Here is a 25,130-nt window from a genome sequence, read left to right on the forward strand (position 1 = left end):
AATGACGAATGATCCCGTGAGGTAAAAGAGGTTATGGAGGGATCATACCGCCTGGACTTCCCTCTTCGGAATGGCAAGAGAGAGGAGTGCGGCGATGATGAGGGGGATCGTCAGGGCGACAAGGGCGGTGGAGAGCGTCAGATAATCTGCGATGATGCCAACGACAGAGACCCCAAGACCGCCTGCTCCGATGGAAAAGCCGATAAGGAGGCCGGATGCCAGCCCGACGCGGCCGGGGAGGTACTCCTGTGCCATCGTCACCGTCACCGAGAAGGTCGACCAGGTGAGATACCCGACTGCCACCATCAGGAGGAGGGCCATCCACCCGCTCGTCATGAAGAAGAGGACGTACGGAATGATGCAGGCGAAGAGACCAATGATCGTCACCTCGCGCCGCCCGTACCGATCCGAGAGAATACCGCCGGATATCTGCCCCACCACCCCGGCAAGGAGCATCAGGGTGAGCATCAGGTTCCCAAAGACGAGCGAGTAGCCTTCTGTTGCGATCAGGTATGCCGGGAAGAAGGCAACCGATGCCATTATGACCCATGACCGGAGTGCCGCGATGGTGACGATCAGGCTGACCGGACGGTACGCGATCGGAACGAACTGCTTCTTCTCCGGAACCTCCGCAACCGGGCGATCCTCCCGCCTCGTCATCATGAAGAGATAGGCTGCCATCAATATCCCGGGGATCGCGATCAGGGTAAGTGCGGGAAGACCGCCAAAACCGATGAGAACTCCCACGATCACCGGACCTATTGCAAAACCGAGGTTTCCTCCGGTGACAAAGAACGAGGTGAGAGCACCCCGGTTATGATCTGAGGTATGTCCATGCACCTGAAGGAGGGCGGACGGGTGGAAGAGGGCATGGGCTACCCCTCCCCCGGCAGCGAAGAGGAGAAGGAGATAATAATTCTGGACGATACCATAGAGGCTGATGCAGATACTGCTCGTCAGGATGCAGAGCCAGATCGGAGCAGACCAGCCGGAGCGGTCTGAAAGCCAGCCGACAAACGGCTGGAAGAGCGAGGAGGTGATTTGAAAGACGCTCACCAGGAGCCCTGCAAGGAAATACCCGATCCCGGGATAGAGAACAAGCAGGGGGATGAGCGCCGGGATCACCGGGCTGTAGAGATCAATGACGATATGTCCTGCTGTATAGCCGGTGATCGGCTTTGGAATTTTGAACATTCAGATACGCCTCATACAGACGATCTCGACAGGTATCTCAAGGAGATCGCGTCGGTGGAACGAGAACATTCGCGGTATCGGAAACGAGGCGGAGACGACACCGGAGATCTCAGCCCTCCCCTCGATGTACGGGGTGAGGAAACGGAGTGTCCCTGCATTGAAGATCCCATAGACGACAGGGGCGATACGTAATGCCGTATCGATGAATGGCCGGTCGGCATGGACTTTCTGAGCCCCGAACGGGGGGTTCATCAGGACAGTATCAAATGATCCCGACACCTCCGTGATATCCGCTTCAATGAAGGTACAATCAACGGAGAGTGATGCCGCATTCTTCTCTGCAACCTCGATCAGTCTCTGTTCCGTCTCATATCCGGTAACCTGTTCTGCACCAAGGAGCGCTGCACCAATTGCAAGAATACCTGTTCCTGATCCAAGATCACAGACTGATGCACCATCAATATCCCCGGCAAGATATGCATCGAAGAGGAGGCGGGCGGCAACCGTCGCCGGGGTCTGATACTGCTCCTTTGTGGGGTCGGGATCCGGGATCCCGGCGACCTGCTGCATTTTCATCTCAAGTGTCCGGAGTTTCATGCAACAATCTCATCTATGACGTAGTCATCCCATTTCCTCCTGCCACAGAGGATCTCAAACTCAGGCGGGGAGAGGACCGGAACCGGAAACCGGATCTGGTCATCCAGTGCCAGACGGGGGCATGCGGTATTCACATAACAGGGGAATCCAAGATTGATCAGCTGATCCCCACTCACTTCACGGAGAAGAACAATCCCGGCCCGGGGATGGAGGGCGGCGAGAGCCTCTGCCAGACGCATCCTCTCCTGGCCGGACTTCTGCGAGACGATGATTCCAAACCGATCTGCTGATCGTGCCTTCTCGATGACAGCGAACCGACGCCGGAGAAGCCGTTCGGTCTCCACGACCCCGGCATCACCGGTGAAGGGATCCAGCGTGATCACCCGTCTGCCGGTCGCTATCGCTGATCCGATCGGGTGAAAGAGGCCGGTCCCGAAGTAGACGAGTTCGTCTGCTCCGGCTTCACGTGCCGCAGCATAGGTGCAGCCGAGTACCTGGCCGGGGAGGGGTGTCCGTGGTGACGGTGCGGCAATGACAGGGTGGAACCCATGCTTCCGAAGCTCGTCTGCGAGACGGGGAAGGGATGGCGCATGCTGCACCGTCGATATGAGACCGATAGCAGGCCCTTTCAGGAGAGAGATGAGGCGGTCGAGCGGGGGTATCTCTGTCTCCATACAGACAGGCTCAAAGAGGATACGGGGATCATCCCCGAGCGGGGTGTGGCCGAGATGGATCAGAAGATCTGCCCACTCCAGTGCATCGACTGCTGTGTCACAGGCGCCATAACAGGGATCACCCGAAATGAGGACCGAGAAGCCTTCCCTCCTGAGTTCTTCGGCCAGGTCCGGGAGGCGTCGTTTCAGCCCCTCCGGTGCCTGTAAGGCGATACGCTGCGCCCCACGCATCTTCGCCTTCCTGATGATCTCAGAAGTAGGAATCAAGGACATGAACGCCTTCTGAATCGACATCGATACTGACCAGGGATTTATACGGCCTGCCGATATCCGGGTTGCCCCGGTTGATAACAAAACAGAGATCAGCAATCTCTGCACCGGTCGATTCTATCGCCGGGAGGAGGGCGCGAATCGTCCCTCCGGTACTGATCACATCATCGATGAAGGCGATCCGGTCACCATCAAAGACACTGTTGAGATAGAGTGTCCCCTTCGAGTACCCGGTCGTCTGGCCGATGGTCACCTCACCGGGGAGTTTGTACTCCCGTTTCCTGACGATGGTATAGGGGATATCGGTCATCAGGGAGAGGACAGTGCCGATATGAATTCCCATCGCCTCGGTGACGACGATCTTATTGACATCCGCGAGATCGAGCGCCTTGAAGAGTGAACATGCGACATCCCTGAGGAGCGCAGGCTCAACCAACGGGACACCATCGGTGATCGGGTGGATGAAGTAATTATATTCCCCCCGTTTTACAATCGGGCAGGACTGAAAAGATTTTCTGAGTTGTTCAAGCATTCATTTCACCGATTGTACAAAGGAATGATTCGACGACATCGCGTGTGACATGCGGCATCAGGACGGTCCGCATATGCCCCTGCCTCGTCCGTGAGATCCGCCATCCCTCAGGTGTGAGGGGGCAGTCAAAGGTGGCGACATTCACATCAGGGGTGACGATACGGGGATAACCATATGCCTCCATCCCCTCAATGAGACGGCGTGTATTCTCCATGCAGCCGGAGACGATGGCAGAGAGACCCTCCCGGCCGAGGTACTGCAGGACCGCATAGGCACCGGCAACCGGTGCACCGGGACGGGTTCCCGCAAGCGTACACTCCTTCTTCACAGAGAGGTAGGGTGTATCGACGTTAAGACAGCCAAACGCTCCGGGGTCGCGGAGCAGCAGGGCACCACAGGGGATGGTGCTCATCCCCATCTTATGGGGATCCACAGAGATGCTCGACACCTCCGGAACAGTGAAATCCCAGGGAGGGATGCCTTCAAGGAACGGTGCAACAAGCCCTCCGAAGGCGGCGTCGACATGGAAGAAGACACCGTTCTCCCCGGCAACTGCTGCAATATCCCTGATGGGATCGATCATCCCGTACTCGGTCGTGCCGACGATACTGACGATGGCAACCGTATTAGAGTCAACAGTCTCTGCGACGGTATCGGGATTCATCCGATACGTTGCATCAAGGGGAACGGACCGCATCTCAAGGCCAAGCATATCACATGCCTTATCAAAGGAGAAGTGGGCTGATGCCGGGATGATGACATTTGGCCGGGCAACAGGCTTCTGCTTCTTTGCGATCCTGAGTGCCTGGATATTTGATTCCGTTCCACCGGATGTTGCATACCCTCCGGCATCCGGATGATGGAAAAGAGAGCCCAGCATCCGGATCAGCTCATCCTCAAGACCCATCGTTCCGGGGAAGAGACCCGGATCACCAAGATTCGTCTCGATAAAGAGCATATGTGCCCGAACAGCCACCGGATGCGGCCGTGTGCACATGGATGAGAGGATCCGATCGTATGACAGGTCGTCACTCCTGACAGACGAAAGAAATGAGAAGAGTTCCTTCTCAGAAGAGCCGTTCTCCTTCATTGGAACCTTTGGAATATGCCATATTCAGGATCATTCTCTGTTCGGTCCTGGCAGCCGCCTCACGGATCTTTGCAATTGCATCGATATTTGCCGATACGCTCAGGATGCCATGCTCAACGAGCCAGGAGACCATCTTCGGATCGGATCCCGCCTGGCCGCAGATCGAACATTCGACACCGGCCGCCCGGCATCTGCCGATGGCATAATCGATCAGTTTCAGGACTGCCGGATGGGTCGGTTCATACATTGAGGCGACATGCTCGTTGTTCCTGTCCACGGCGAGGGTGTACTGGACGAGATCGTTCGTCCCGAATGAGGCGAACTTAATCCCTGCTTTGATGAACTCATCGATCATGATAGCAGAGGAGGGGACCTCAACCATGATTCCAAGGGTGACAGCGTCGACATCAACACCCCAGTCCCGAAGGAGGGATTTTGCCTGGATGAATTCGCGGGGATGGCTGACCAGTGGGAACATCAGGCCCAGGTTCTCATAGCCTGCCTTCCAGAGGCGTTTAAATGCCTCTATCTGAAGCCGGAACTGCCCCGGTGTCGATAAATCACGCCGAATGCCGCGCCATCCAAGCATTGGGTTGTGTTCAACGGGCTCATCCTCGCCACCCTCCATATTCCGGAACTCATCCGTCGGTGCATCGAGTGTCCTGACCCAGACCGGTTTTCCCGGGAAGGCATCGAGGATGATCTTAATGCCATCATAGAGCTCGCTGATGAATTCTTCTTCCTTCTGATTCGTGATGAACCATTGCGGGGTTTTATTCATCCCGAGGATCAGATGTTCAATCCTGAGGAGACCGACGCCGTCTGCTCCGGTTGCCGCAGCCCGCTGTGCTGCTTCAGGGAGGGAGACGTTCACTTTAACGAGTGTCGAGGTGATGAGCGGTGCGGATACCGCCGTTACATCGGCCGGACGGGTCTCTTCTGCCGCCTTCACCTCGCCTTCATAGATGACACCCCGGTCACCATCGATGGTGACGATCTGACCGTCTTTCAGAAGTGATGTCGCTTTCTTCGTTCCGACGACCGCCGGAGTACCGAGCTCACGTGAAACGATCGCAGCATGGCAGGTCATGCCACCCTCATCGGTGATGATCCCGCTGACCCGTCTCATCGCAGGAACCATATCGGGATTGGTCATCTTCGCAACGAGAATATCCCCTTCCTTCACCGATCCCTGATCCTTGATATGCTTGATGATCGCAACACGCCCGGTCGCTATACCGGGTGAGGCGCCCTGGCCCTCAAGGATGACGGAACCGGATCCTGTGTAGGAATCTTTCGGTTTGCCTCCGGTCTGCGCTTTGATCGTTGTGACTGGACGGGACTGGAGAATGTAGAGATCATCACCGACGATGCCCCACTCGATATCCTGGGGCGTGCCATAATGATCCTCTGAGAGTTTGCCAAGAGCGGCAAGCCGTCCAATCTCTTCTTCCGAGAGGACGACCGCGTTCTTTCTTTCATCAGAAACGGCAACTTCAATTGTCCCTTTTCTACCATCCGGAATTATCTCGGTCTCCTTACTTGCGATGATCCGATCGATGACCCGCTGTTTTCTCTGATCAAAGACATAGTTGTCCGGGGAGACTGAACCAGAGACGACCGCCTCTCCAAGACCCCAGGATCCTTCGATGATCGTCAGCGGCTCACCGGTGACCGGATGAGAGGTAAAAAGAACGCCAGCCTTCTCAGAGAAGATGAGCTCCTGAACGACGACGGCGATATTAACACTCCGGTCATCGAAACCCTGTTTTGAACGGTAATAGACTGCACGCGCACCATAGAGTGATGCCCAGCACATCTGTACCGCCTCAATGACATCATCGCCCCCTTCGATGTTGAGGAATGTCTCCTGTTGTCCGGCAAAACTTGCATCAGGCAGATCTTCGGCAGTCGCACTTGATCTGACTGCAACGACGGTATTTTTCCCTATGCGGTCATAAGCAGACCGTATCTCGTCAGCCATACCATCCGGAATCGGGACGGACATGATGAGGTCCTTCGCTTTACTGGCGGCAGCTTCAAGTGCGTTGTTGTCATCGACATCCAGTCCTTCAAGGATCGAGTAAAGTGAATCCTCCAGACCGGTATCAACGAGAAAACGGCGGAAAGCCTGTGCTGTAACGACGTATGCCTGAGGGACCGGAAGGCCAATCGATGCCATCTCACCAAGGGAGGCACCCTTTCCTCCCACTGAGGGCAGATCGCCCTTCCTTATCTCCTCAAGCCAGAGAATGTTCGGCGCATCCTTCATAGCAATCTCAGGTATGAATCAACCCGAGGATACATAAAACAGGGTGAAGAATCCCGATTAGCAGAAGACGAAGAAAAACCATGATTACCTGCTATGATTATATACGTATGGGGTTTTTCGTGAACTATAACGTACTTGTCAGCGATCCGCTGGCTGAGGAAGGCATTGAGATATTACGACAGTTCTGCACTGTTGATGAAAAGATCGGTCTCTCCGAGGATGAACTGGTTGCAATCATCGGAGAATATGACGCACTCATCGTCAGATCCGGGACCGAGGTCACGGCACGGGTGATCGAGGCCGCGTCGAAGATGAAATATATCGGCCGGGCGGGTGCAGGTGTTGACAATATCGATACCGACGCTGCAACCCGTAAGGGAATCATCGTCGCAAACGCACCTGAGGGGAACACCCTTGCCGCAACCGAGCATACGATGGCGATGATGCTCTCCCTCGCACGGAGGATCCCGTCTGCCAATGTATCACTGAAGAAGGGTGAATGGAAGCGATCAAGGTTCATCGGCGTTGAGATGAATGAGAAGACACTTGGTGTCGTCGGATTTGGCCGTATCGGTAGGGAAGTTGCCAAGCGCGCCCAGTCATTCAACATGCGTGTCGTCGCCTATGATCCCTTCATCACCCCCGAGCGGGGGGCGCAGTTCGGCGTCGAGATGATGACGGTGGAGGATCTCTTCAAGGTTGCCGATGTCATCACCGTCCATACACCACTCATCAAAGAGACGACGCACCTGATCAATACTGACTCGATTGCGACAATGAAAGATGGTGTGCGGATCATCAACTGCGCACGCGGCGGTATCATCGATGAGAATGCCCTCGCTGCTGCAGTCGCCAGTGGGAAAGTTGCCGGTGCAGCGATTGATGTCTTTGAGGAGGAGCCTCCAACAAACTCGCCGCTCTTTGACCTTGATAATGTCATCGTCACCCCGCATCTTGGTGCAAGTACTGTTGAGGCGCAGAAGAATGTGGCAGAGTCCATCGCCCACCAGTGCATCGATGTCCTCAAGGGCGGTGCGGCGAAGTATGTCGTCAATGCACCGATGATCCCGCCTGAGCTTCAGGAGACGATCGAGCCATATGCACGCCTTGCAGAGAAGATGGGGCGTCTCGCCTCACAGGTGGTTGATGGCGCGATCACAAAGGTTGAGGTTACCTATGCAGGAGATCTCATTGATATGCGCCAGAATCTTAAGATGGTGACCCGTATGGCGATCAAAGGGATCCTCGATCCAATCCTTCAGATGCCGATCAACATCGTCAATGCCGAGTTCGTCGCACGCGAGCGCGGAATCGCGGTGGCAGAGACGACGACCGAAGAGTCGCATGGATTCAAGAATCTCATCAGCCTCACCATCAGGACCACAAAGGGCGAAGAGACGATCAGCGGCTCGGTCTTTGGAAAGAATCGTGTCCGGATCGTTGCTATCGGCGAATTTACAATGGATCTCATCCCTGCGGGATCAATCGTCATCTCCCACCATATCGATAAACCGGGCGTCATCGGGCCAACGGCAACAGTCCTTGGAAGAAACAATATCAATATCGGCGGAATGCAGGTCGGCCGGGTGAAAGCTGGCGATGAAGCGATCATGGTCTTAAATGTCGACTCAGAAGTTCCGGATGCCGTGATGGAGGAGATGCGGAGCGTCCCCGGTATCATATCGGCAACATTTGCAACCCTCTGAACCGATGCCCGTGAAGGGCAAAAAAACAATCCTTTTATACTGCAAACGACAACATTGTAAGGCCGAAGACACGGGGCTCGTGGTCTAGCTGGTTATGACGTCGCCTTGACATGGCGGAGGTCCTGAGTTCGAATCTCAGCGGGCCCATCTTCTTCTTTTCTGACGATTATTCTTATGAACGTCATCTTCCCCTCTTTGGATCGGCGGTTTATAAGTAAAAATGATGTATGCCGGATCCCATGAACAATATCGTTCCAAGGGGTGCCAGAGCCCGGAAAAATAGGTTGTTGCGTCTATGGCAGGGTATCGTGCGCCTGTTCAAAGTACTCAAGGCCCTTGTCCATATGAAGTTCAGCTTCGTAGATAAGAACCTGAACAGCTTTGTACGATCCCTTGTCAAGGTACAGATCATATGAACGTTCAAGAGAGAGAGCAGCCAGTCGATATTCGGCAATCCCATTCTGAAACATCACTCTTGAGTGACGGCAATCGCCTGGCAGATTGAGATTATTAAATGTATTATCCAGATCTGAAATTTCGGAGCTGAATGTATTAACGGTTCGTAAAGATCTTCGGACCTCATTATCTGCACTCAGCCTTCGGTCGTCATCAACTGCCCAGTCTCTTGGAACAGTAAATCGTGCAGAATAAAATTTTTCATATAATGTCCGTGCCTCCTGTAAAACAGATCGGTACTCCTCTATGCGAGGATCCGAAGAGGAAACAGGCACCTCTTCAGACGAGTCATCAGGAGCAGGAGTACCCACAGGTGTCGGTTCAACCGTACTCTCAGGTATTGATCCCGCAGTACCCTCAAGTGTTGTTTCGGGTGTCAATTCGGATTTCGAATCAGATGGGACGGTTGATCCAGGTATATTATCCAGACACCCGGCCACACAAACCGCCATCAGCAGGATACATCCAGCTATGAGAACAATCATCAACCTCTTCATAGAGTATACGTATACTTACACCATTATAAATTTATTTGTTTTTTATTAATAATATAATATTATCAGGTGCAGCAATCTCCAAGCAGAGATAAATAACCCCTCAAATTAGCCCTTTTGAAGAACCATAGCATAGAGGAAGATACACAACCTGAGGGAGCAGTTCCTGGGGACTCCGCCCTCATCATCAGGATACCCGATCTACTCGTCCCGTACAGCCGCAACGACTCCGGGTGAGCGTGCTCCGTTCTTCAGATATATTACCCCGCAGTCCCGTGATCGGGTGAGAAGCTTTCGGAGATCCTGATCATCAAGCTGGATACCATCATGGCCGCTCCGATATATAATCCGATAACCAAGTGCGGCAAGCCGATCCAGCACCCAGCATGGATCATCAGGGAAGAGGAATGGATGGATCTCCACAATTATAACCCGTGGACGGATCCGGAGCGAGCGCAGGATATCTATCTCTGAGCCTTCACAATCGAGTTCAAGGATATCGCAGTCAGGAAGATCCTTCGGATCAACGGTGACTGCATTAGCAGCATCCCCCCCATAGACATCGATATTCGGGCCGACGATGGCATGATGTACGCTACAGATGGCGGCAACGCCCTCGATAGCCAGTCGCTCTTCCATCTGGCGGACAGCACGATCGCCACCCTCATAGATCGTCACCAAACCGGTCCTGCCGACCTTTTTCGCGGCGGTGAGGGCAGTTGCACCATCGCCCCCGCCGACGATCACAACACGATCACCATGTTCTGTCAGAAGGCCATGTGCAGAGGCAATACCCATCTCCGAATGCCCGTTGCGTGACACATACCGGCAGACACCAAGGAAGAGATCGACAAAGTCATTATATTTATAAATCGTATGTGCATCCCGTATCAGACTCATATCAGGTCTCCCGCTCATCAGGGTACACTCATCCCCATCATTCCCGGAGCAGACCTTCATATATGCAGAAGAGAGCACTTTCCGGAAATCCTGAGGGATGATGGTACAGTATGATATTCTGTTTCGATCTCAGATTGTATTATTATTGTCATAGAAAACGCTATAGTCAACATATGATATTATAATAGTTCATACAATATAATATACAATACATAAAATTATATCTGCCACATCATCCACATACATATCCTCAGAGGACCCGATTTTGAATACCAATCATCATCCCGATCAGATACATTCAAGAACCATGAAGAGGGAGAAAGGATCATCGGAGCAGGCAATACCTGCTCCTGATCATCCACACCCCGGTGTGAACACAGACAGGAGTGATAGAGAATGGAAGAGAAGACCCGATACTCACTTCCCCCACTACCATATGGGGCTGGAGAGCTTGCACCACATATCTCAGAGGAGCAGCTCAGCATACACCATGACAAACATCATATGGCGTATGTGAATGGTGCAAACGCTAACCTGACCGCACTTGAGGATGCCCGGAAACAGGGAGCAGATCCCAATATGAAAGCCATCCTCAAGGATCTCTCATGGAACTTCGGTGGACATTATCTGCACTCGCTCTTCTGGACCGGCCTTGCACCAGCAGGCTCGGGCGGGGGCGGTGAGCCGAAAGGTGCTGTTGGAGAGCGGATACAGGCAGACTTCGGTAGTTTCGACCGTTTCAAAAAAGAGTTTACCCTCGCCGCAGCGAGTGTGGAGGGATCCGGATGGGCCGCCCTGACCAAATGCCCGCTGACACACAAGCTACAGATCATGCAGATCGAGAAGCATAACACGAATGTTTTCCCAGCCTGCCCGATACTCCTCGTACTCGATCTCTTTGAACATGCATACTATATTGACTACAAAAACGACCGCGGGGCATTCATCCAGGCATTCTGGAATATCGTCAACTGGGATGAGGTGAACAAGAGATTCTGAACCCCCTCTCCTTTTGATTGAGCAATTCCTTTTTCAGTACTTGGGAAACACTTTAACCACCGGATACAACACTCTTTCGATGAATAATACCACAAAAGCAGTAGGATACATCCTCATCCTGCTTGCCGTATTCCTCAGCACCGCGGGTTGTGTCGGAGGAACGGTTGCAGAAGAGGGTGATACGGTCAGGGTCCATTACACAGGAACCCTCGCTGATGGCACCATATTTGACAGTTCCATCAGTAGAGAGCCACTTGAGTTTACCATCGGGGCAGGAGAAGTCATCCCGGGATTTAATAACGCCGTACCCGGGATGGCAGTCGATGAGACGAAGACGGTAACGATCCCTGCCGACGAAGCATATGGCCAGCACCGGGATGACCGCCTCTTAACCATCGATCGTGAGTATTTCCCGGATGAGCTTGCGGAGGTTGGAACGGGGGTACAGGTCCCGATGGAGAATGGTATGATCGCCCATGGTATCGTGACATCAGTCAACGAGACTGCAGTCATCCTTGATCTGAATCACCATCTTGCAGGGGAAGATCTGACATTTGAGATCACCCTCGTTCAGATCCTCTGAACATTTTTTCTATAGAGGAACATTTTATCTGATCGTGAATGATAAGAGCCATCAGCTTCTGCGTTCATGGTACTATCAGGAGGAATGAAAATGGATCAGATAATTGAAGATGGATTTGTTCGTCTCACTGAGACGATTGAAGAATACAATGGAAAAATAGATGAGCTGGATGAGGCGATCAGATCAGACCTTGGAGGCCTGTTGTCACGGATGGTCGCGCTTACCACCCCTCTCATCGGATCGCTTGGGCAGCAGTTTCTTCAGAAGACCAAGAAAGATGGGAAGGGAGAGCTCTACGACACCATCCATTATGATGAGAAGATGATCATCATCGGACGTGCAGAGGAGCCCGTGACAATCAGACCCGATGACATGACCCGGAAGGTTGACAAGCAATTCTGCGTCCTCACAGAGAAAGGGTTAATCGCCGAGCTGATGTTCTCAGATGACGGGTTTATCATCGACAGTTATCTCAACCCCCTGACCGCAGATGAAGCGATCGATTTCTATGGTCCCGGTGTCATATATATGCTCTACCGCGCGCTCCACGACTATGCGAACCTTGAAGAAGAGCTGATACATTCGCTCGAGATGACGATCGCTTTTATCCTGGATGAAAAAAAGTAATTCCCCTTTATTTTTTCCAGCTGAAGAGGGGGAACGTGGGCTTCAACGGTTCATAGACCCCGCCACTCAGGCTGGAGAGGGGGTACGACTGCTCAACAACATTATCGCTATCAACAGAGGAGAAACGAACAACTGCTTTTGCCTCACGAACCATCTTCTCAAGGGTAAACGTCTCCGTCTCCTCAGGCTGCAGCTCTTTTATATCAAACTCGATATCAAGTGGAACCAGTGAGACATGAATCCGACGTGCAGGTGCGGTTCCGGTATTTTTCACGATTATTGTCTTTGCGTCCTCAGAGAGTGAACAGGAGACCTGGGGAATATATGCAGCATCCTGCATAATCCAGAGGGTCATATACAATGCTCCAACGATGACCAAAATGATGAGAGCATAGTAGATTTCAATGAATAATGCAGCTCCGATGCAGGCGATAGCCCCGACAACAATCAGTATACTCTGCCGAGAGTCCATACTGATACTTTATGGTCAGAGGATATAAGCGATATGAATCTTGTCTGAAAGAAAAAGGAAAGTGGGCCCGATGCGATTCGAACGCATGACCTCTCGGTTATCAGCCGAGCGCACCACCGGGCTATGCTACGGGCCCTGATGTTACCTAAATAGATAGGCACTCGCTACATTTATAGATTGTGAATTGGAAATCCTTTTTGTAACATCCGTTATTTATGGTCAGAAGACGAGAGTTGATATACAGATAAGCCGGAGTGAGCCATGGAAAAGAGATATCTCCTCGGAAATGTTGCAATCGCACACGCATGCAGGGAAGCGGGCGTCGATTTTATCAGCGGGTATCCGGGAACACCATCATCTGAAGTGATCGACACACTCAGAACGGTCCCGGAACCGGGATGCCACCTTGAATGGTCGGTAAATGAGAAGGTTGCATATGAAAACGCGCTTGCAGCCGCCTGGTGCGGATGCCGCGCTCTTGTAACGATGAAACATGTAGGCGTGAATGTTGCAGCAGACCCCCTGATGACGAGCAGTTATACTGGCGTCACCGGCGGAATGGTGCTCCTTGCAGCAGACGATCCATTTGCCCACAGTTCCCAGAACGAACAGGACTCACGGATGTATGCAGCATTCGCAAAGATACCATGCATCGATCCGGCGAGCATCCAGGATGCACATGACGGGATCATCCGGGCTTTTGACCTCTCCGAAGAGTTCGGACTTCCGGTTATGATCCGGCCGACGACCCGCATCTGCCATAGCAAAGGGGATATTGAGCTTGGAGAGAGAGCGACCGGGCACCGGAAAGGAACCTTTCAGCGCAATCCTAAACAGTATGTCGTCATCCCCGCCCACACCAGGATCCTTCACAAAGAGCTGAATCAGAAACAGCCGGGTATCAGGAAGAGGCTCATTGAGTATGGCTTCAACACTGCGGTCGTCCGGGGAGAAAAAGCCGTCATCGCAGGCGGGATCAGCGCAGAATACATCCGTGAGATCCTCCCGGATGATATCTCTATAGCGACGATCGGGGCATACCCGATCGATGAAGAGTGGCTTGCAGCGTTCGTCTCCCGGCATACAGAGATACTTGTCATCGAAGAGATGATGCCGATCATCGAAGGTGCTGTCAGGGAGGTCGCCTGCGGTCAGGTGATCTATGGCAAGAAGAACGGGTATCTCCCCCATGAAGGCGAGTTCTCACCATCCATCATTGCTGATGCACTCCTTGCCGCAGGGTACATCACCGCTCATCCGTTTCCGACAGTCAGTCCGGCCGGAAACCTTCCGGTCCGGCCACCCATCCTCTGCGCTGGCTGTATGCACCGCTCCACCTTCTACTCGATGAAGAAGGTCTTCAAGGACGGGATCTTCCCAAGCGATATAGGATGCTATACGCTCGGTCTCCAGCTCGGTGCAGTCGATACCACCATCTGCATGGGCGCATCCATCACTGTTGCAAGCGGTATCAACAGAAGTGGTGAGGAACGGGATGTCGTCTGTACAATCGGCGACTCGACCTTCCTCCATACCGGGATAAACGGCCTTATCAATGCGGTCTACAATGGAGCCGATATCGTCGTCGTCATCCTCGACAACAGGATCACGGCGATGACCGGCCACCAGCCCAATCCGAACACCTGCCTCACGGCATCCGGCACAGAGAGCCCGGCAGTATCCCTTGAGGCACTCTGCCGCTCCTGTGGCGTGACATTCGTTGAGACGGTGGACCCCTATGATCTCTCCCTCCTCCTCGACACCATGAAGAGGGCAAAAGAGGAGAAGGGCGTCCGGGTGATCATCGCCCGTCAGCCCTGTGTCATCGTCGCCCGGCGGGCGGGGTGGAAACGGCACAAGTACATGGTCGAGGCAGATACCTGCACAGGCTGCAGACTCTGTATAAAATACGGATGCCCCGCCATCGAGTTCCACGATGAAGTGGCACGGATCAATGATCTCTGTACAGGCTGTGCCGTCTGCGCCGATATCTGTCCTGCCGGTGCCATCAGAAGGGAGGTGAAGCGATGAAGAAGAGTTTTGACGTCATGATCGTCGGCATCGGCGGCCAGGGAACGATCCTTGCATCAAACGTCCTCGGAGAGGCATGCCTCATCGAAGGACGGAGCGTGAAGGGTGCTGAGACCCACGGAATGGCACAGCGCGGGGGATCTGTTGAGAGCCAGATACGTATCGACGGTGAGTTTGGCCCACTCATCATACCGGGCACAGCAGACCTTCTCATCGCCTTTGACCTCCTCGAGGCGGTCAGGTATCGTCATTACCTGAAGGAAGGCGGGATGATGATCGTCAACAATCAGCTGGTCCTCCCGACATCCGCCTTCAGCTCAGGCCAGCCAGTGCCGACCATCGATGATATCTCCACCATGCTCGATGGCGAACATACAGCCATCGTTGATGCAACCGCCATCGCCACCGCAGCAGGAAGCCCTCTTGCAGCAAATATCGCACTTCTCGGTGCCGCATCCCACACAATCCCCCTCAGGGTTGAATCCCTTATTGAAGGGGTCAGACGGTGCGTCCCCCAGAAGACCATACCAATCAATGAACATGCCTTCCTCGAGGGGAGAGAGGCCGTAAAATCTATATAAACACTTTTTTAAAAATATAAAAGAAGATACGTGCTTTTTTACACAAAAATTATATATAAATTTGTGCCAGGGTAGGTACTGAGGAGTTGATGAACAGTGCCATACAAAAAAACTGATGATTTACCAAGTGCTGTAAAAGATAATCTCCCCGATCATGCTCAGGAGATATATATGGCGGCTTTTAACAACGCATGGGAAGAATACCGCAATCCCGAAAAAAGGCGGGATGATGCATCTCATGAAGAAACAGCACACCGGGTCGCCTGGGCTGCTGTAAAAAACAAATATGAAAAAGACGAAGAAACCGGTAACTGGAAGAAAAAAAGCGAGTGAACCACCCCCCTGAAGTAAGGGGTTTCCTGCGCCACCCCCTCACCCCCGCAAGTTACAATACCCACCTGTTCACGATCTAACAGGCAGGAAGCCCACGACTTCAGTCGTGGGATGAATGCTGCCATAGATATCATTAAATAAATAGAACACATAGATCTATATAGTGCTTCTAACGGTGAAAATGAAACTCCATCCAACCGAGGATCAACACCAGAAACTACTTCGTACAATGGAGCGTTTCAACGAAGCATGCAACTACGTTTCTGAATTCGCGTGGAGAAACAGGATCTTTAACAAAGTCGAACTTCAAAAGAACCTGTACTACGATATTCGCGGTACATTCAACCTATCATCTCAAATGGTAGTCCGTTTAGTAGGTAAGGTATCTGAAAGTTATCTTGCAGATCGATCCTGTTACCATGAGTTTAAACCTCATGGAGCAGTCATCTATGATCAACGTATCCTGACCATAAAGACTCTTGATACCTGTTCTATCCTGACACTTGAAGGAAGAGAGATGGTATCGATGTCATACGGCAGATACCAACCTCTCGATCTTAAACGGGTAAAGGGTCAGGCTGATCTCGCCCTCATCAAGAACCAGTTCTATCTCCTGATCGTGGTAGACGTACCTGAAGAACCACAGATTGAGCCTGAGGAGATCATCGGAGTCGATCTCGGTATCGCCAATATCGCAACAACATCGACAGGTGAAACCTTCTCCGGGCAGAAATGTACTGAATCCAGAAAGAGATACACCCGTATTAAAGCGGATCTTCAATCCGTTGGTACATGGGACGCAAAAAAACATCTCAAAAAACTCAGTGGAAAAGAACGCCGATTCAAGAATGATACAAACCACTGTATCAGCAAACAGATCGTCGCTGAAGCCAAAGGCACACACTCCGGTATCGCGTTGGAAGATCTGACAGGTATCCGTGATCGGACACCCGGTTATAAGGCATTAGCAGCGGCAATCGGTAAATGGGCGTTTTATGAGATAGCAATGTACATCCGATATAAAGCACATATGGCTGGTATCCCGGTCTACCTCGTTGATCCCCACTATACATCCCAACAATGTTCCCATTGTGGATATACGAGCAGGGAAAACCGGAAAACCCAGTCTGACTTCTTCTGTATCAAATGTGGACATACGGATAACGCGGATATCAATGCCGCAAAAAACATTGCATCAAGGGCTGATGTCAACCAGCCTATCGCACTCCGTCCTGAACCAAAGCGCTCAGGAAGATGGAAGGGTAAGCCCACGGCTTTAGCCGTGGGTAGTTGACTTCGAAGGGAGAGAGGCCGTAAACCAATACATCATCTTTTTTCAAAAAATCTGAACAGGATCCGAATCAAGGGATCTCTTCCACCCGACATACAGAAAGACAAGACCGCACCAGATGAGTGCTGCGGTACCGATCAGCGGATCTCCACCCCTGACAAGCGGGTAGAGAATGTTTGATGAGATATCCCGCAGGTGAAGGAGGAGAAAAATGCCAAACCCTAAAGATATGACACCGGCACCTGTCAGGAAGAGATACTGGAGATCGGGGAGATGGATATTCAGGCCGAAGCGTTCCGAGAGGGGCTTTGCATAGAAGATGATCGTAAAGAGAACAAGCAGAGAGATGGATAGCCACTCCTGTGGCGAGGTCAGTTCACGCCAGAAGGAATTGATGAAGTAACTGGTATACTGGCCCTGGGGGAAAGGACCATAGAGAGGATAGAACCAGACCTCTCTGTTTATCCACATCGAATCAAGGATCTGGTGAACGAACATTCCGGCGGCGACACCATATCCCGCCACCGATCCCCGAAAGCGGTAGATGAGATATCCGACAGCAAGAGCGATACAGATACCAAGGAGTGAATGGCCTATCAATCTGCCATAGCCGAATGACTCCGCCAGGATAATATGCCCAAGCGGCTTATCGATGAGATCCGGAAGAATAGAACCGAAGGCAACCGGGAAAAACCATCTCCTGGAACGGAAGCACTCGGAAATGAAGAGAGCTGTTGCGACACCCACAAGGAGATGGAAGAAAAAGTACATCAGACACCGTGGAGAAATATTTAATTCAGAATAATATATATTATTTCGATGGACCCGGCGGGATTTGAACCCGCGGCCTCAACGTTGCGAACGTTGCGATCTACCCCTGATCTACGAGCCCTTAGAAAAAGAATTAGAGAATAATCTCAATATCTAATTTCTCTGCCAGTTCCTTATATCTGTTCCGGATTGTGACCTCGGTGACACCCGCAACCTCGGCAACCTCACGCTGGGTCCGGCGTTCGCCTGAGAGGATCGAGCTGATGTAGATTGCAGCTGCTGCAACACCGGTCGGCCCACGGCCGCTCGTCAGTTCCCGCTCACCGGCCTGCCGGAGGATCTCGACAGCCCGGCTCTGCACCTCACCTTTAAGGGTCAGTCCCGAGCAGAAACGGGGAACATAGTCGATTGGCGAGGTTGGGAGAAGCTTCAGCCCGAGTTCCCGGGAGATAAACCTGTATGTCCTGCCGATCTCTTTGCGTGAGACACGCGACACCTCTGCGATCTCATCGAGGGTTCGTGGTACACTGCACTGACGACAGGCCGCATAGAGTGCGGCAGCGGCGACCCCTTCGATGGATCTCCCACGAATGAGATTCTTATCAACGGCATCACGGTAGACGACAGCGGCCGTCTCACGGACGTTTCTTGGAAGACCAAGTGCCGACGCCATCCTGTCAAGTTCGGAGAGGGCGAAGGCAAGATTCCTCTCGGTCGCGTTGGAGACACGGATACGTCGCTGCCATTTCCGGAGACGATACAGCTGGGCACGGTTCTTCGATGAGATGGCACGACCATAACTGTCACGATTTCTCCAGTCGATCATCGTCGAGAGACCTTTGTCATGAATGGTGAAGGTCATCGGCGCACCAACACGCGACCGCTTCATCCTCTGGTCGTGGTCAAACGCACGCCACTCAGGACCACGATCGATGAAATCGTCATCAAGAACCAGACCACAGCTCTGGCAGACGAGTTCGGCTCTCTCATAGTCATGGATAAGCTGTCGGCTTTTGCACTCGGGACAGACAGTCTGGATATGCTCCTCCTGCTTCTGCTTCTCCTGGACCACCGCCTTCTGGCGGAGTTTCATCGCTTCACGTTCTGATTTAAGCTGTTTTAACTTCTCTATTTCCTGCATATCTTCACCTTCTCCCTCACATAGAGCTTCTCGCCTTCCTGAAGACGGCAATCTGTTTTACAGACGATTGTTGCATATGGGGAGGCAATATTTCCGAAGAGATCAACGATCTGCCCGACCGGCTTCATGCGGCTGTCTACCAGATCACAGTACAACGGTGGCAGTTGGCCTGCATCACAACGGGCAACCATCAGACGGCGACCGCAAATACTAAGTATTCGACCAGCAAATTTCAAAACAAACCCTCAATCATGAGATTCCAGAATCATTTCGGAAACTTTATATAACTATATATGAGTCCCCAACACTATTTAAAGATTTTGAAAAAGTATAAAAGCACTAGAACCTGTTGACAGAGTCCATTTTATATTGCATTGCCTTTTCAACCTCTGCTTCAGTCATTCCTGCGCCACGGCCCACGAGCCATTTTGCATCACGATCCAGCAGATCACGCGGATCATGTGCATCCGACTGTATAACAAGGCCACATCCGGTCTCACGTGCCATTCCGAGTACATGCCCATTCATCCGATTATGACCGTTTCGGGAGGTTATCTCAAGAAATACCCCATTCTCTGCTGCAATTATCGCATCAGCATGTGAGAGAAAGCCGGGATGGGCAAGGATATCGACATCGGGAGACGAGACTGCGGCAGCATTTGTACCTTCAGCTACCGGCTCAACGACCGTCTCACCATGAACCAGAACAACCTCGGCACCGAGCTCTCTTGCCTCTCGTGCTATACCGGGAATCTCTTCAGGAGGAACATGGGTTATCTCAACGCCGCAGAGGAGATCGACATCAAAGAGAGAGGCAGAGCGCTTGAGCCTGGAAACGGCCCCGATCACCACCTCAAGATTCGTCGCATCGACATGATCGGAGATGGCAACGGATCTGTAACCAAGAACGGACATCCGCCGGATCAGTTCAATCGGAAGCATGCTGCCATCCGAGAGTGTCGTGTGGCAGTGATAATCGTACATGCCGGTCATTGCTTCTCCGGAAGATTCTTTGTGATCTTTCTGATGAGCGACTCCTTGCTTCCGTCCCACGAGATACGAAGCCGCCCCTCACGATGAGACCAGTGCGCAGGATGAGAGTTCGGCTCGATGACAACATCGGAGATCCCGATCCTGCGTGCAGTACGTTCAATATCCTGGATCTTTGGAGACTTCAGAGCAAGCGACTTTGGAATACGCCTCCCTTCAGCACGGGTGAGTGTGCCATTAAAGTAGCAGGGGTACAGGATCCGCTCAGTTCCCATACCTATTACATTCGCGATGAACCTATAAACAGATCCCGCCAATTAGGTATATGCATCAGATCGATCTTCACATGGAGAAGGATATCTTCGAGGGAAATACCCGTCTTGCTGAAGCAAATGCCCGCCACCTCAAGGCGCATGGCGTACGGGCGTTTGATCTGCTCGGCGCAATTGGATCCGGCAAGACCGCGCTGATCGAGAAGATGATTCCAATCCTCTCCGCGCGTGGGATCCGGGGAGGAGCCATCGCAGGCGATGTCTATGGCGACGATGATTTTCAGCGGATCGTCAGGACAGGAATACCCGCCTATAACGCTAATACCGGAAAAGAATGCCACCTCGATGCCCATCTCGTTGAACATGGGCTGCATCATCTGCCACTTGATGATATCGATATTCTTTTTATAGAAAATGTCGGCAATATGGTCTGCCCGACTGATTTTCAGCTCGGTGCAGAGAAGAGGATCATCGTCATCAGTTCGACCGAAGGGGATGATGTCGTCAACAAACACCCGATGATGTTTCGCAGTGGTGACATTGCCGTCATCAACAAAGTAGATCTTGCCCCTCTCATCGGATCGGATCTCGACAGAATGGAGGCGGATATCAGGAGGTATAACCCCATGATGCCCATATTCCGGACAAATCTGAAGACTGGAGAGGGATCAGAGGAACTACTGGATGCGATCCTTGCATGATGGCAGATCCGGATGCGAGACCCAACCTTAAATACATCTCAAAGTGAAATATAGAGAACTCTACTTGGGGATACCCAAAGACGAGATACTATCCATCATGAGGAACATCAATGCTCTGGCAAGGAAGATCAATCAGAAAGCCATCAGGCGGACGGTACCACCCCTCCTGCGGCAAAAAGCGTTTTGAGATCGGCAGATCCCCGGCTGAGACCGTTATGGGAGATACCCGGAACCGTATTATCCGGACACGCGGAGGAAACACAAAAGTTCGCGCACTCCGCTGTGGGTTTGCATCAGTTTCGGATTCAAAGACAGGGATGACGAAGAAAGTCGCTATCCAGAACGTCGAGTCAAATACCGCAAACCCTAACTATGTCCGCCGTAAGATGCTGACAAAAGGGGCGATTATTAAGACGGAGATCGGGAGCGCACGGATAGTTTCCCGCCCCAGTCAGGATGGCGTCGTAAACGCTGTCCTGATCGAATAATCCATACCTTTTTTTTATTCCGCCACGCTGTGCCGGAGGTACGGAAGAGACCTCCAGGACAGGTACATGGGACGATCAGGGGATAGAGTTTTAGTCCCATATCATCCCATATACGAGTAATATGCGTCGAGTCTCATACCAGTTCCCAAACCGCTGTGATATTGTCTTTGAACATAGTGTTCCCTTTTCACAAGCGGTGAGATCCATCTGTAGAATGGACGGAAAGCAGACGAATTTCAGAACCGACAGGGGACTCTTTAAACGCGAGATCCATGTTGAGATAGCCTGTGATAAGACTGGTTTTGAAAAGGTAAGCACAGATTCAGAATTTATCGATGAGATCAGTGAACGCGCCGATTTCATCCTTCGGATCAACGACACCCTTCTTAAAGGTGAAGGCAGATATCCGACGGCGGAGTATACATTCCTCCTCAGGATCGATGATCTCGGAAGCCGTGTGGAGGGATTCATTATCCACCAGGGGAGGGATGGTGAAATCGATGCACTGGATGTCAAGAATCTGTTGAAGGGTGCCCTCTCGTGAGTCTCAAAACCATTGTAGCTGCCGCATTTAAACATCTCAGAAAAAACAGGCTTCAGAAGGTTGAGTTCATCTATTATATCGCAATCGACCGAAAATGGATGAATAAAGAAGAGGCGACCCTCCTTCTCGAACGGGCACGTGATGCAGGGCTGATCAACCTGCAGGAAGGGGTCTATATACCCGGTTTCGATCTCGCAGAAGTTGAGATACCTCTTGGATTTAAGCCATCCACCGCCGTTCTGAAGAAGGAAGATCCGATCGAGCGGCTCGTCTCTGAGATCGCCGGGAAGGCAGGAACAGATCAACGGGCAATCTATGCTGAAATGAATATGATCACCCATGATCACTTTGACGACCGGCTCCTGCCGGAAGCGGCAGTGATGATCCTTGCACGCCGGTATCAGGTCGATGCCGGAACCTATCGCGACGAACTGATGAAGAGCCTTGTTCAACAAGGCGACAAAAAGCCGGACTGAATTGAGGGAGGCCGACTGAAAAAAAGATAGGGCTTATTCAGCCTTTGCTTCTTCTTTTGGAGCGAAGATTTCTGCAAGAGGAGTCTTGCCGGTCTCAACGACCTTGACATTGATCTGTACAAAGTCAGATGTGATCTCAGATCCCCGAACAGTCTTTCTCCGCCGCTCGCCGCGCTTCGTTGGGTTGAACCCGTTTCCACCTGTCAGGAGGAGATGACGCCGTGCGGATCCCGGAAGACCTCTCCGTGCAGGGATACCGGTCCTGTCACTCCCGCCTGTAATCTCAATGCGATATCCGTCAAGCCCGATGACACCAGCGTCGATCTGGTGTGAGATCGACTTTCCGATAAATGCACCAGCTGCACCGCCACTTGCTACCGTATTGTAGGAACGGCCGGTCTCTGGATCTGATATAACAATTTTAAAGTCTACCATGTATCGAAACAACTCCTCGTTCTTTCCGAAGCCGAAGTACCCATATTGTTTGAGCGTCCCGGTTAATACTACTTACCCCAGAAGGGATTATCCCTCCTCCTGATCAGCGCGTACTCTGAGAGTGCCTCCTGGGAGCTGACGTTAATATGAGAGAGCATCTCCCGCTCGAGAACCTTCACATGCCGCTCGGGAATTTCAACATAGAGCGTATCACCGACATGAATCTGCCTCCCAACCGTCGGCCCCTCAATCGATACGGCGATCTCCATCCCTTCAGTCGCCTCAGTCACGGTCTCGCCTTTATCCTGCATCATCTTGACCGTCCCGACCGAGCGGCCATCCAGGCTCATAAGATGAACCTTCGGCCTGAGGAGACCCCCCAGAATACGAACACCAACAACTGCCGGATCGCTCTGACGGAAGATGCAGTTTGGAAGGAGCTGTATCTTGGCAGGCATGATGATCGCTTCAAACTGTTGCGCCTCACGCCTGCGTATCTCCTCATCCCGCCACTCGATGTAGTCATCGATCACCCGGTAGATGATATTACCAGAGAATACTTTGATATCAGCATACCGTGGATGTTTGAGCATCTCCTCGACATCGGGCAGAATATCAGTTGCAAAACAGATGATGACCTTATGGAGCGGCTCGCGCATCGTCTCAAGCTCAATGATGTCATGGCGGCTGACCGGTCCGACATCTGCACGCATAATCTCGATCTCCTTGGCCTCAAGCTCTTTTGAGAGGGCCTCAAGCGCACCAATGGTATCTGCCTTGATGCTGATACCAAGGTTTGAGAGTTTAACATTGACCGCCTGCATCTCCGCATTGATCGCGTCAATCACCTCATCGCGATTCCCTTTGATGACACGGAGCGGAGAACCGGAGATGACCTCGTCAAGGTTGGGTGCGGCGAGTTTGATACCCGCCGCGGCTGTGACTGACTTCACCCGTTCGAAGCGATCTTCAATAAGCATCTCCTTCATGGGGCGTGCCTTCAGGACAGAACGTACTTTTGTAACGATACATCCCGATGCACCGGCAACACCGATCTCATCCCCGACCGAGAGGGTTCCATCATACAGGATGAGATCAAGGGTCATCCCAAGGCCACGTTCCTCCTTCACCTCAAGGACAGTCCCCTGGCCGGGGCCATCCGCCGTTATCTTCAGTGATTCGGTCAGGTACCGCTCGGCAAGGCCGATCATCACCATCAGGAGATCAGGGATACCTTCACCAGTGATCCCGGATGATGGAACGATTGCGATGTTCCGTGCAAAGTCACGAACACGGTCATAGCGTTCGGAGTTGAAGCCAAGATCAGAGAGCTCTCCGACAATCTCATAAAGCCGGGTTTCAAGGATTCCCTGGACACGCTCATTCTGTTTCGCATACGTCTTCTGGAACGGTTCATCCGGGTGAACACGCCATCCGGGGATACGATCCACCTTGGTTGCAGCTATGACAAAAGGTGTCTTACAGTTCCGAAGGATCTGAAGAGCCTCCTGTGTCTGTTGTTTAAAACCCTCATTAATATCGATGACCAGAATTGCAATCTCCGCCAGGGCACCCCCGCGTGCGCGGAGAGTGGTGAAGGCGCGGTGGCCGGGGGTATCAATGAAGAGAAGGCCCGGGATCGTGATCTCGGTCTTTCCGGTCAACCCGCTCATCTTTCGTATTGCGTCAATCGGTATCAGTGTCGCTCCGATATGCTGGGTAATGGCACCTGCCTCTGTATTTACGACCTGTGAGCCGCGGATCTTATCAAGGAGTGACGTTTTACCATGATCTACATGCCCGAGGACACACACGATCGGCGTTCTGATGTTGTTCTTTGCCATATCTGATACCCCTCCTGAAAAGCCGGGATTACCTGATTAATCCCGAAAAGTGATACTCTATAACGCATTCGGAGTATTATATTCTTTCGAGGAGAAGAAGCGGAGAGGGGAAGATGATCCTAAGACTCATTCCGTTAATTTAAAGAGCTTGAACCGGCAATATAAGTGGGCATTTATGCTAGGGTAGGGTAGCTGGACATCCTATAGGACTGTGGATCCTTTGACCCGGGTTCGAGTCCCGGCCCTGGCCTGAATCTCCTTTTTCCTCGATAAATTTCGCCTTCAGATTGATTGCATGACATAAGTGGATCCACACCTCGATCAATAAAAAGCCGGCGGGATTGATTCAAAACTCTATAAAAGAGT

28 protein-coding genes and 4 tRNA genes are annotated in these 25,130 nt (G+C 52.1%); 14 read left to right on the top strand and 18 right to left on the bottom strand.

What is annotated here, in order from left to right:
- Positions 1-42 precede the first annotated feature (42 nt).
- From RJ53_RS08315 to ppsA, 6 genes are read right to left on the bottom strand one after another with little or no spacing between them, the layout of a single operon-like run.
- On the bottom strand, positions 43-1,194 hold the full coding sequence (locus tag RJ53_RS08315; RefSeq protein ID WP_211531163.1) for an MFS transporter: 1,152 nt from the start codon (positions 1,192-1,194) through the stop codon (positions 43-45).
- Positions 1,195-1,791: an METTL5 family protein gene (locus RJ53_RS08320; protein WP_211531164.1), complete on the bottom strand. Its 597-nt coding sequence runs from the start codon at positions 1,789-1,791 to the stop codon at positions 1,195-1,197. It lies immediately after the preceding gene.
- Entirely contained in the window at positions 1,788-2,738 is a 951-nt protein-coding gene (gene dph2, locus RJ53_RS08325; protein ID WP_211531165.1) for a diphthamide biosynthesis enzyme Dph2, read from the bottom strand. Before dph2 ends, RJ53_RS08320 begins: the two co-directional genes overlap by 4 nt.
- Complete coding sequence (hpt, locus tag RJ53_RS08330) at positions 2,716-3,267, bottom strand: hypoxanthine/guanine phosphoribosyltransferase (protein WP_211531166.1); 552 nt, start codon at positions 3,265-3,267, stop codon at positions 2,716-2,718. Before hpt ends, dph2 begins: the two co-directional genes overlap by 23 nt.
- Complete coding sequence (gene mfnA, locus RJ53_RS08335) at positions 3,260-4,357, bottom strand: tyrosine decarboxylase MfnA (RefSeq protein WP_211531167.1); 1,098 nt, start codon at positions 4,355-4,357, stop codon at positions 3,260-3,262. The genes hpt and mfnA overlap by 8 nt, the downstream gene beginning before the upstream one ends.
- Complete coding sequence (ppsA, locus tag RJ53_RS08340; RefSeq protein WP_211531168.1) at positions 4,335-6,629, bottom strand: phosphoenolpyruvate synthase; 2,295 nt, start codon at positions 6,627-6,629, stop codon at positions 4,335-4,337. Before ppsA ends, mfnA begins: the two co-directional genes overlap by 23 nt.
- Positions 6,630-6,736: 107 nt before the next feature.
- Between ppsA and serA the strand changes: the two genes are divergently transcribed.
- Together serA and RJ53_RS08350 are read left to right on the top strand one after the other, a co-directional pair.
- A complete protein-coding gene (gene serA / locus RJ53_RS08345) occupies positions 6,737-8,335 on the top strand; it encodes a phosphoglycerate dehydrogenase (protein WP_211531169.1) in 1,599 nt (532 codons plus the stop codon).
- Positions 8,336-8,408: 73 nt separating this feature from the next.
- Positions 8,409-8,482, top strand: a tRNA-Val gene (locus RJ53_RS08350).
- Positions 8,483-8,628: 146 nt separating this feature from the next.
- On the opposite strand, the gene RJ53_RS08355 is transcribed toward RJ53_RS08350, so the two are convergent.
- Together RJ53_RS08355 and RJ53_RS08360 are read right to left on the bottom strand one after the other, a co-directional pair.
- Complete coding sequence (locus RJ53_RS08355; RefSeq protein WP_211531170.1) at positions 8,629-9,288, bottom strand: hypothetical protein; 660 nt, start codon at positions 9,286-9,288, stop codon at positions 8,629-8,631.
- 198 nt (positions 9,289-9,486) lie between these two features.
- A complete protein-coding gene (locus tag RJ53_RS08360) occupies positions 9,487-10,185 on the bottom strand; it encodes an FkbM family methyltransferase (protein WP_211531171.1) in 699 nt (232 codons plus the stop codon).
- A 396-nt stretch (positions 10,186-10,581) separates the two neighbouring features.
- Here RJ53_RS08360 and RJ53_RS08365 point away from each other — a divergent pair, with 396 nt between their 5' ends.
- From RJ53_RS08365 to RJ53_RS08375, 3 genes are all read left to right on the top strand, one after another.
- Complete coding sequence (locus RJ53_RS08365; RefSeq protein ID WP_211531172.1) at positions 10,582-11,184, top strand: superoxide dismutase; 603 nt, start codon at positions 10,582-10,584, stop codon at positions 11,182-11,184.
- A gap of 79 nt (positions 11,185-11,263) precedes the next feature.
- Positions 11,264-11,767, top strand: a complete 504-nt coding sequence (locus RJ53_RS08370; RefSeq protein WP_211531173.1) for an FKBP-type peptidyl-prolyl cis-trans isomerase — start codon at positions 11,264-11,266, stop codon at positions 11,765-11,767.
- Positions 11,768-11,857: 90 nt separating this feature from the next.
- Positions 11,858-12,394 carry a hypothetical protein gene (locus RJ53_RS08375; protein ID WP_246496049.1) on the top strand — a complete coding sequence of 179 codons (537 nt, stop codon included), beginning with the start codon at positions 11,858-11,860 and terminating at the stop codon, positions 12,392-12,394.
- Between the two features lie 7 nt (positions 12,395-12,401).
- Here the strand turns inward: RJ53_RS08375 and RJ53_RS08380 are convergent, their stop codons facing one another.
- Together RJ53_RS08380 and RJ53_RS08385 are read right to left on the bottom strand one after the other, a co-directional pair.
- On the bottom strand, positions 12,402-12,866 hold the full coding sequence (locus RJ53_RS08380) for a hypothetical protein (RefSeq protein ID WP_211531175.1): 465 nt from the start codon (positions 12,864-12,866) through the stop codon (positions 12,402-12,404).
- A 62-nt stretch (positions 12,867-12,928) separates the two neighbouring features.
- Positions 12,929-13,002, bottom strand: a tRNA-Ile gene (locus RJ53_RS08385).
- A gap of 125 nt (positions 13,003-13,127) precedes the next feature.
- Here RJ53_RS08385 and iorA point away from each other — a divergent pair.
- From iorA to RJ53_RS08405, 4 genes are all read left to right on the top strand, one after another.
- On the top strand, positions 13,128-14,897 hold the full coding sequence (gene iorA / locus RJ53_RS08390; protein WP_211531176.1) for an indolepyruvate ferredoxin oxidoreductase subunit alpha: 1,770 nt from the start codon (positions 13,128-13,130) through the stop codon (positions 14,895-14,897).
- Positions 14,894-15,478 carry an indolepyruvate oxidoreductase subunit beta gene (locus tag RJ53_RS08395; RefSeq protein WP_211531177.1) on the top strand — a complete coding sequence of 195 codons (585 nt, stop codon included), beginning with the start codon at positions 14,894-14,896 and terminating at the stop codon, positions 15,476-15,478. Before iorA ends, RJ53_RS08395 begins: the two co-directional genes overlap by 4 nt.
- Before the next feature lie 96 nt (positions 15,479-15,574).
- A complete protein-coding gene (locus RJ53_RS08400; RefSeq protein ID WP_211531178.1) occupies positions 15,575-15,811 on the top strand; it encodes a ChaB family protein in 237 nt (78 codons plus the stop codon).
- Between the two features lie 181 nt (positions 15,812-15,992).
- Positions 15,993-17,105 (top strand): RNA-guided endonuclease InsQ/TnpB family protein, encoded by a 1,113-nt coding sequence (locus tag RJ53_RS08405; RefSeq protein WP_211531179.1) that lies wholly within the window; start codon positions 15,993-15,995, stop codon positions 17,103-17,105.
- A 42-nt stretch (positions 17,106-17,147) separates the two neighbouring features.
- Here RJ53_RS08405 and RJ53_RS08410 read toward each other — a convergent pair whose 3' ends face one another.
- From RJ53_RS08410 to RJ53_RS08435, 6 genes are all read right to left on the bottom strand, one after another.
- Entirely contained in the window at positions 17,148-17,873 is a 726-nt protein-coding gene (locus RJ53_RS08410) for a metal-dependent hydrolase (RefSeq protein ID WP_211531180.1), read from the bottom strand.
- A 49-nt stretch (positions 17,874-17,922) separates the two neighbouring features.
- Positions 17,923-17,994: transfer RNA gene (locus RJ53_RS08415), tRNA-Ala, on the bottom strand.
- Between the two features lie 12 nt (positions 17,995-18,006).
- Entirely contained in the window at positions 18,007-19,014 is a 1,008-nt protein-coding gene (locus tag RJ53_RS08420) for a transcription initiation factor IIB (RefSeq protein WP_211531181.1), read from the bottom strand.
- Positions 19,002-19,205 carry an H/ACA ribonucleoprotein complex subunit GAR1 gene (locus RJ53_RS08425; RefSeq protein ID WP_246496050.1) on the bottom strand — a complete coding sequence of 68 codons (204 nt, stop codon included), beginning with the start codon at positions 19,203-19,205 and terminating at the stop codon, positions 19,002-19,004. Before RJ53_RS08425 ends, RJ53_RS08420 begins: the two co-directional genes overlap by 13 nt.
- A 148-nt stretch (positions 19,206-19,353) precedes the next feature.
- Positions 19,354-20,007, bottom strand: a complete 654-nt coding sequence (locus RJ53_RS08430) for a histidinol phosphate phosphatase domain-containing protein (RefSeq protein ID WP_211531183.1) — start codon at positions 20,005-20,007, stop codon at positions 19,354-19,356.
- On the bottom strand, positions 20,004-20,279 hold the full coding sequence (locus tag RJ53_RS08435) for a signal recognition particle subunit SRP19/SEC65 family protein (RefSeq protein WP_211531184.1): 276 nt from the start codon (positions 20,277-20,279) through the stop codon (positions 20,004-20,006). Before RJ53_RS08435 ends, RJ53_RS08430 begins: the two co-directional genes overlap by 4 nt.
- Before the next feature lie 50 nt (positions 20,280-20,329).
- On the opposite strand from RJ53_RS08435, the gene hypB reads away from it, so the two are divergent.
- The 4 genes from hypB to RJ53_RS08455 all read left to right on the top strand — a co-directional run bounded on the left by hypB (position 20,330) and on the right by RJ53_RS08455 (position 22,485).
- Positions 20,330-20,977, top strand: coding sequence for a hydrogenase nickel incorporation protein HypB (hypB, locus tag RJ53_RS08440; protein ID WP_211531185.1), 648 nt, complete (start codon positions 20,330-20,332; stop codon positions 20,975-20,977).
- A 110-nt stretch (positions 20,978-21,087) separates the two neighbouring features.
- Positions 21,088-21,465: a 30S ribosomal protein S8e gene (locus RJ53_RS08445; RefSeq protein WP_211531186.1), complete on the top strand. Its 378-nt coding sequence runs from the start codon at positions 21,088-21,090 to the stop codon at positions 21,463-21,465.
- A 214-nt stretch (positions 21,466-21,679) separates the two neighbouring features.
- Positions 21,680-22,009 carry a hypothetical protein gene (locus RJ53_RS08450; RefSeq protein ID WP_211531187.1) on the top strand — a complete coding sequence of 110 codons (330 nt, stop codon included), beginning with the start codon at positions 21,680-21,682 and terminating at the stop codon, positions 22,007-22,009.
- Positions 22,006-22,485, top strand: a complete 480-nt coding sequence (locus RJ53_RS08455) for a DUF2240 family protein (RefSeq protein ID WP_211531188.1) — start codon at positions 22,006-22,008, stop codon at positions 22,483-22,485. The genes RJ53_RS08450 and RJ53_RS08455 overlap by 4 nt, the downstream gene beginning before the upstream one ends.
- Before the next feature lie 33 nt (positions 22,486-22,518).
- On the opposite strand, the gene RJ53_RS08460 is transcribed toward RJ53_RS08455, so the two are convergent.
- Complete coding sequence (locus RJ53_RS08460; protein WP_211531189.1) at positions 22,519-22,920, bottom strand: 30S ribosomal protein S6e; 402 nt, start codon at positions 22,918-22,920, stop codon at positions 22,519-22,521.
- A gap of 68 nt (positions 22,921-22,988) precedes the next feature.
- Positions 22,989-24,764, bottom strand: coding sequence for a translation initiation factor IF-2 (infB, locus tag RJ53_RS08465; protein ID WP_211531190.1), 1,776 nt, complete (start codon positions 24,762-24,764; stop codon positions 22,989-22,991).
- A 177-nt stretch (positions 24,765-24,941) separates the two neighbouring features.
- Between infB and RJ53_RS08470 the strand changes: the two genes are divergently transcribed.
- Positions 24,942-25,014: transfer RNA gene (locus RJ53_RS08470), tRNA-His, on the top strand.
- Positions 25,015-25,130: the final 116 nt, after the last annotated feature.

The sequence above is a fragment of the Methanocalculus chunghsingensis genome (genome assembly GCF_018132105.1).
Classification (GTDB): Archaea; Halobacteriota; Methanomicrobia; order Methanomicrobiales; family Methanocorpusculaceae; genus Methanocalculus; species Methanocalculus chunghsingensis.

Excerpts from the sequence above, each read along its gene's own strand:
- RJ53_RS08420 (WP_211531181.1), bottom strand. The coding sequence starts at position 19,014 with ATGCAGGAAATAGAGAAGTTAAAACAGCTTAAATCAGAACGTGAAGCG.
- RJ53_RS08375 (WP_246496049.1), top strand. The coding sequence starts at position 11,858 with ATGGATCAGATAATTGAAGATGGATTTGTTCGTCTCACTGAGACGATT.
- RJ53_RS08445 (WP_211531186.1), top strand. The coding sequence starts at position 21,088 with ATGCTCTGGCAAGGAAGATCAATCAGAAAGCCATCAGGCGGACGGTAC.
- RJ53_RS08405 (WP_211531179.1), top strand. The coding sequence starts at position 15,993 with ATGAAACTCCATCCAACCGAGGATCAACACCAGAAACTACTTCGTACA.
- RJ53_RS08410 (WP_211531180.1), bottom strand. The coding sequence starts at position 17,873 with ATGTACTTTTTCTTCCATCTCCTTGTGGGTGTCGCAACAGCTCTCTTC.
- mfnA (WP_211531167.1), bottom strand. The coding sequence starts at position 4,357 with ATGAAGGAGAACGGCTCTTCTGAGAAGGAACTCTTCTCATTTCTTTCG.
- RJ53_RS08450 (WP_211531187.1), top strand. The coding sequence starts at position 21,680 with ATGGACGGAAAGCAGACGAATTTCAGAACCGACAGGGGACTCTTTAAA.
- RJ53_RS08435 (WP_211531184.1), bottom strand. The coding sequence starts at position 20,279 with ATGGGAACTGAGCGGATCCTGTACCCCTGCTACTTTAATGGCACACTC.
- RJ53_RS08360 (WP_211531171.1), bottom strand. The coding sequence starts at position 10,185 with ATGAGTCTGATACGGGATGCACATACGATTTATAAATATAATGACTTT.
- RJ53_RS08460 (WP_211531189.1), bottom strand. The coding sequence starts at position 22,920 with ATGGTAGACTTTAAAATTGTTATATCAGATCCAGAGACCGGCCGTTCC.
- RJ53_RS08320 (WP_211531164.1), bottom strand. The coding sequence starts at position 1,791 with ATGAAACTCCGGACACTTGAGATGAAAATGCAGCAGGTCGCCGGGATC.
- iorA (WP_211531176.1), top strand. The coding sequence starts at position 13,128 with ATGGAAAAGAGATATCTCCTCGGAAATGTTGCAATCGCACACGCATGC.
- RJ53_RS08370 (WP_211531173.1), top strand. The coding sequence starts at position 11,264 with ATGAATAATACCACAAAAGCAGTAGGATACATCCTCATCCTGCTTGCC.
- infB (WP_211531190.1), bottom strand. The coding sequence starts at position 24,764 with ATGGCAAAGAACAACATCAGAACGCCGATCGTGTGTGTCCTCGGGCAT.
- serA (WP_211531169.1), top strand. The coding sequence starts at position 6,737 with ATGGGGTTTTTCGTGAACTATAACGTACTTGTCAGCGATCCGCTGGCT.
- RJ53_RS08355 (WP_211531170.1), bottom strand. The coding sequence starts at position 9,288 with ATGAAGAGGTTGATGATTGTTCTCATAGCTGGATGTATCCTGCTGATG.
- hpt (WP_211531166.1), bottom strand. The coding sequence starts at position 3,267 with ATGCTTGAACAACTCAGAAAATCTTTTCAGTCCTGCCCGATTGTAAAA.
- RJ53_RS08315 (WP_211531163.1), bottom strand. The coding sequence starts at position 1,194 with ATGTTCAAAATTCCAAAGCCGATCACCGGCTATACAGCAGGACATATC.
- RJ53_RS08365 (WP_211531172.1), top strand. The coding sequence starts at position 10,582 with ATGGAAGAGAAGACCCGATACTCACTTCCCCCACTACCATATGGGGCT.
- dph2 (WP_211531165.1), bottom strand. The coding sequence starts at position 2,738 with ATGTCCTTGATTCCTACTTCTGAGATCATCAGGAAGGCGAAGATGCGT.
- RJ53_RS08430 (WP_211531183.1), bottom strand. The coding sequence starts at position 20,007 with ATGACCGGCATGTACGATTATCACTGCCACACGACACTCTCGGATGGC.
- ppsA (WP_211531168.1), bottom strand. The coding sequence starts at position 6,629 with ATGAAGGATGCGCCGAACATTCTCTGGCTTGAGGAGATAAGGAAGGGC.
- RJ53_RS08395 (WP_211531177.1), top strand. The coding sequence starts at position 14,894 with ATGAAGAAGAGTTTTGACGTCATGATCGTCGGCATCGGCGGCCAGGGA.
- RJ53_RS08380 (WP_211531175.1), bottom strand. The coding sequence starts at position 12,866 with ATGGACTCTCGGCAGAGTATACTGATTGTTGTCGGGGCTATCGCCTGC.
- hypB (WP_211531185.1), top strand. The coding sequence starts at position 20,330 with ATGCATCAGATCGATCTTCACATGGAGAAGGATATCTTCGAGGGAAAT.
- RJ53_RS08425 (WP_246496050.1), bottom strand. The coding sequence starts at position 19,205 with ATGGTTGCCCGTTGTGATGCAGGCCAACTGCCACCGTTGTACTGTGAT.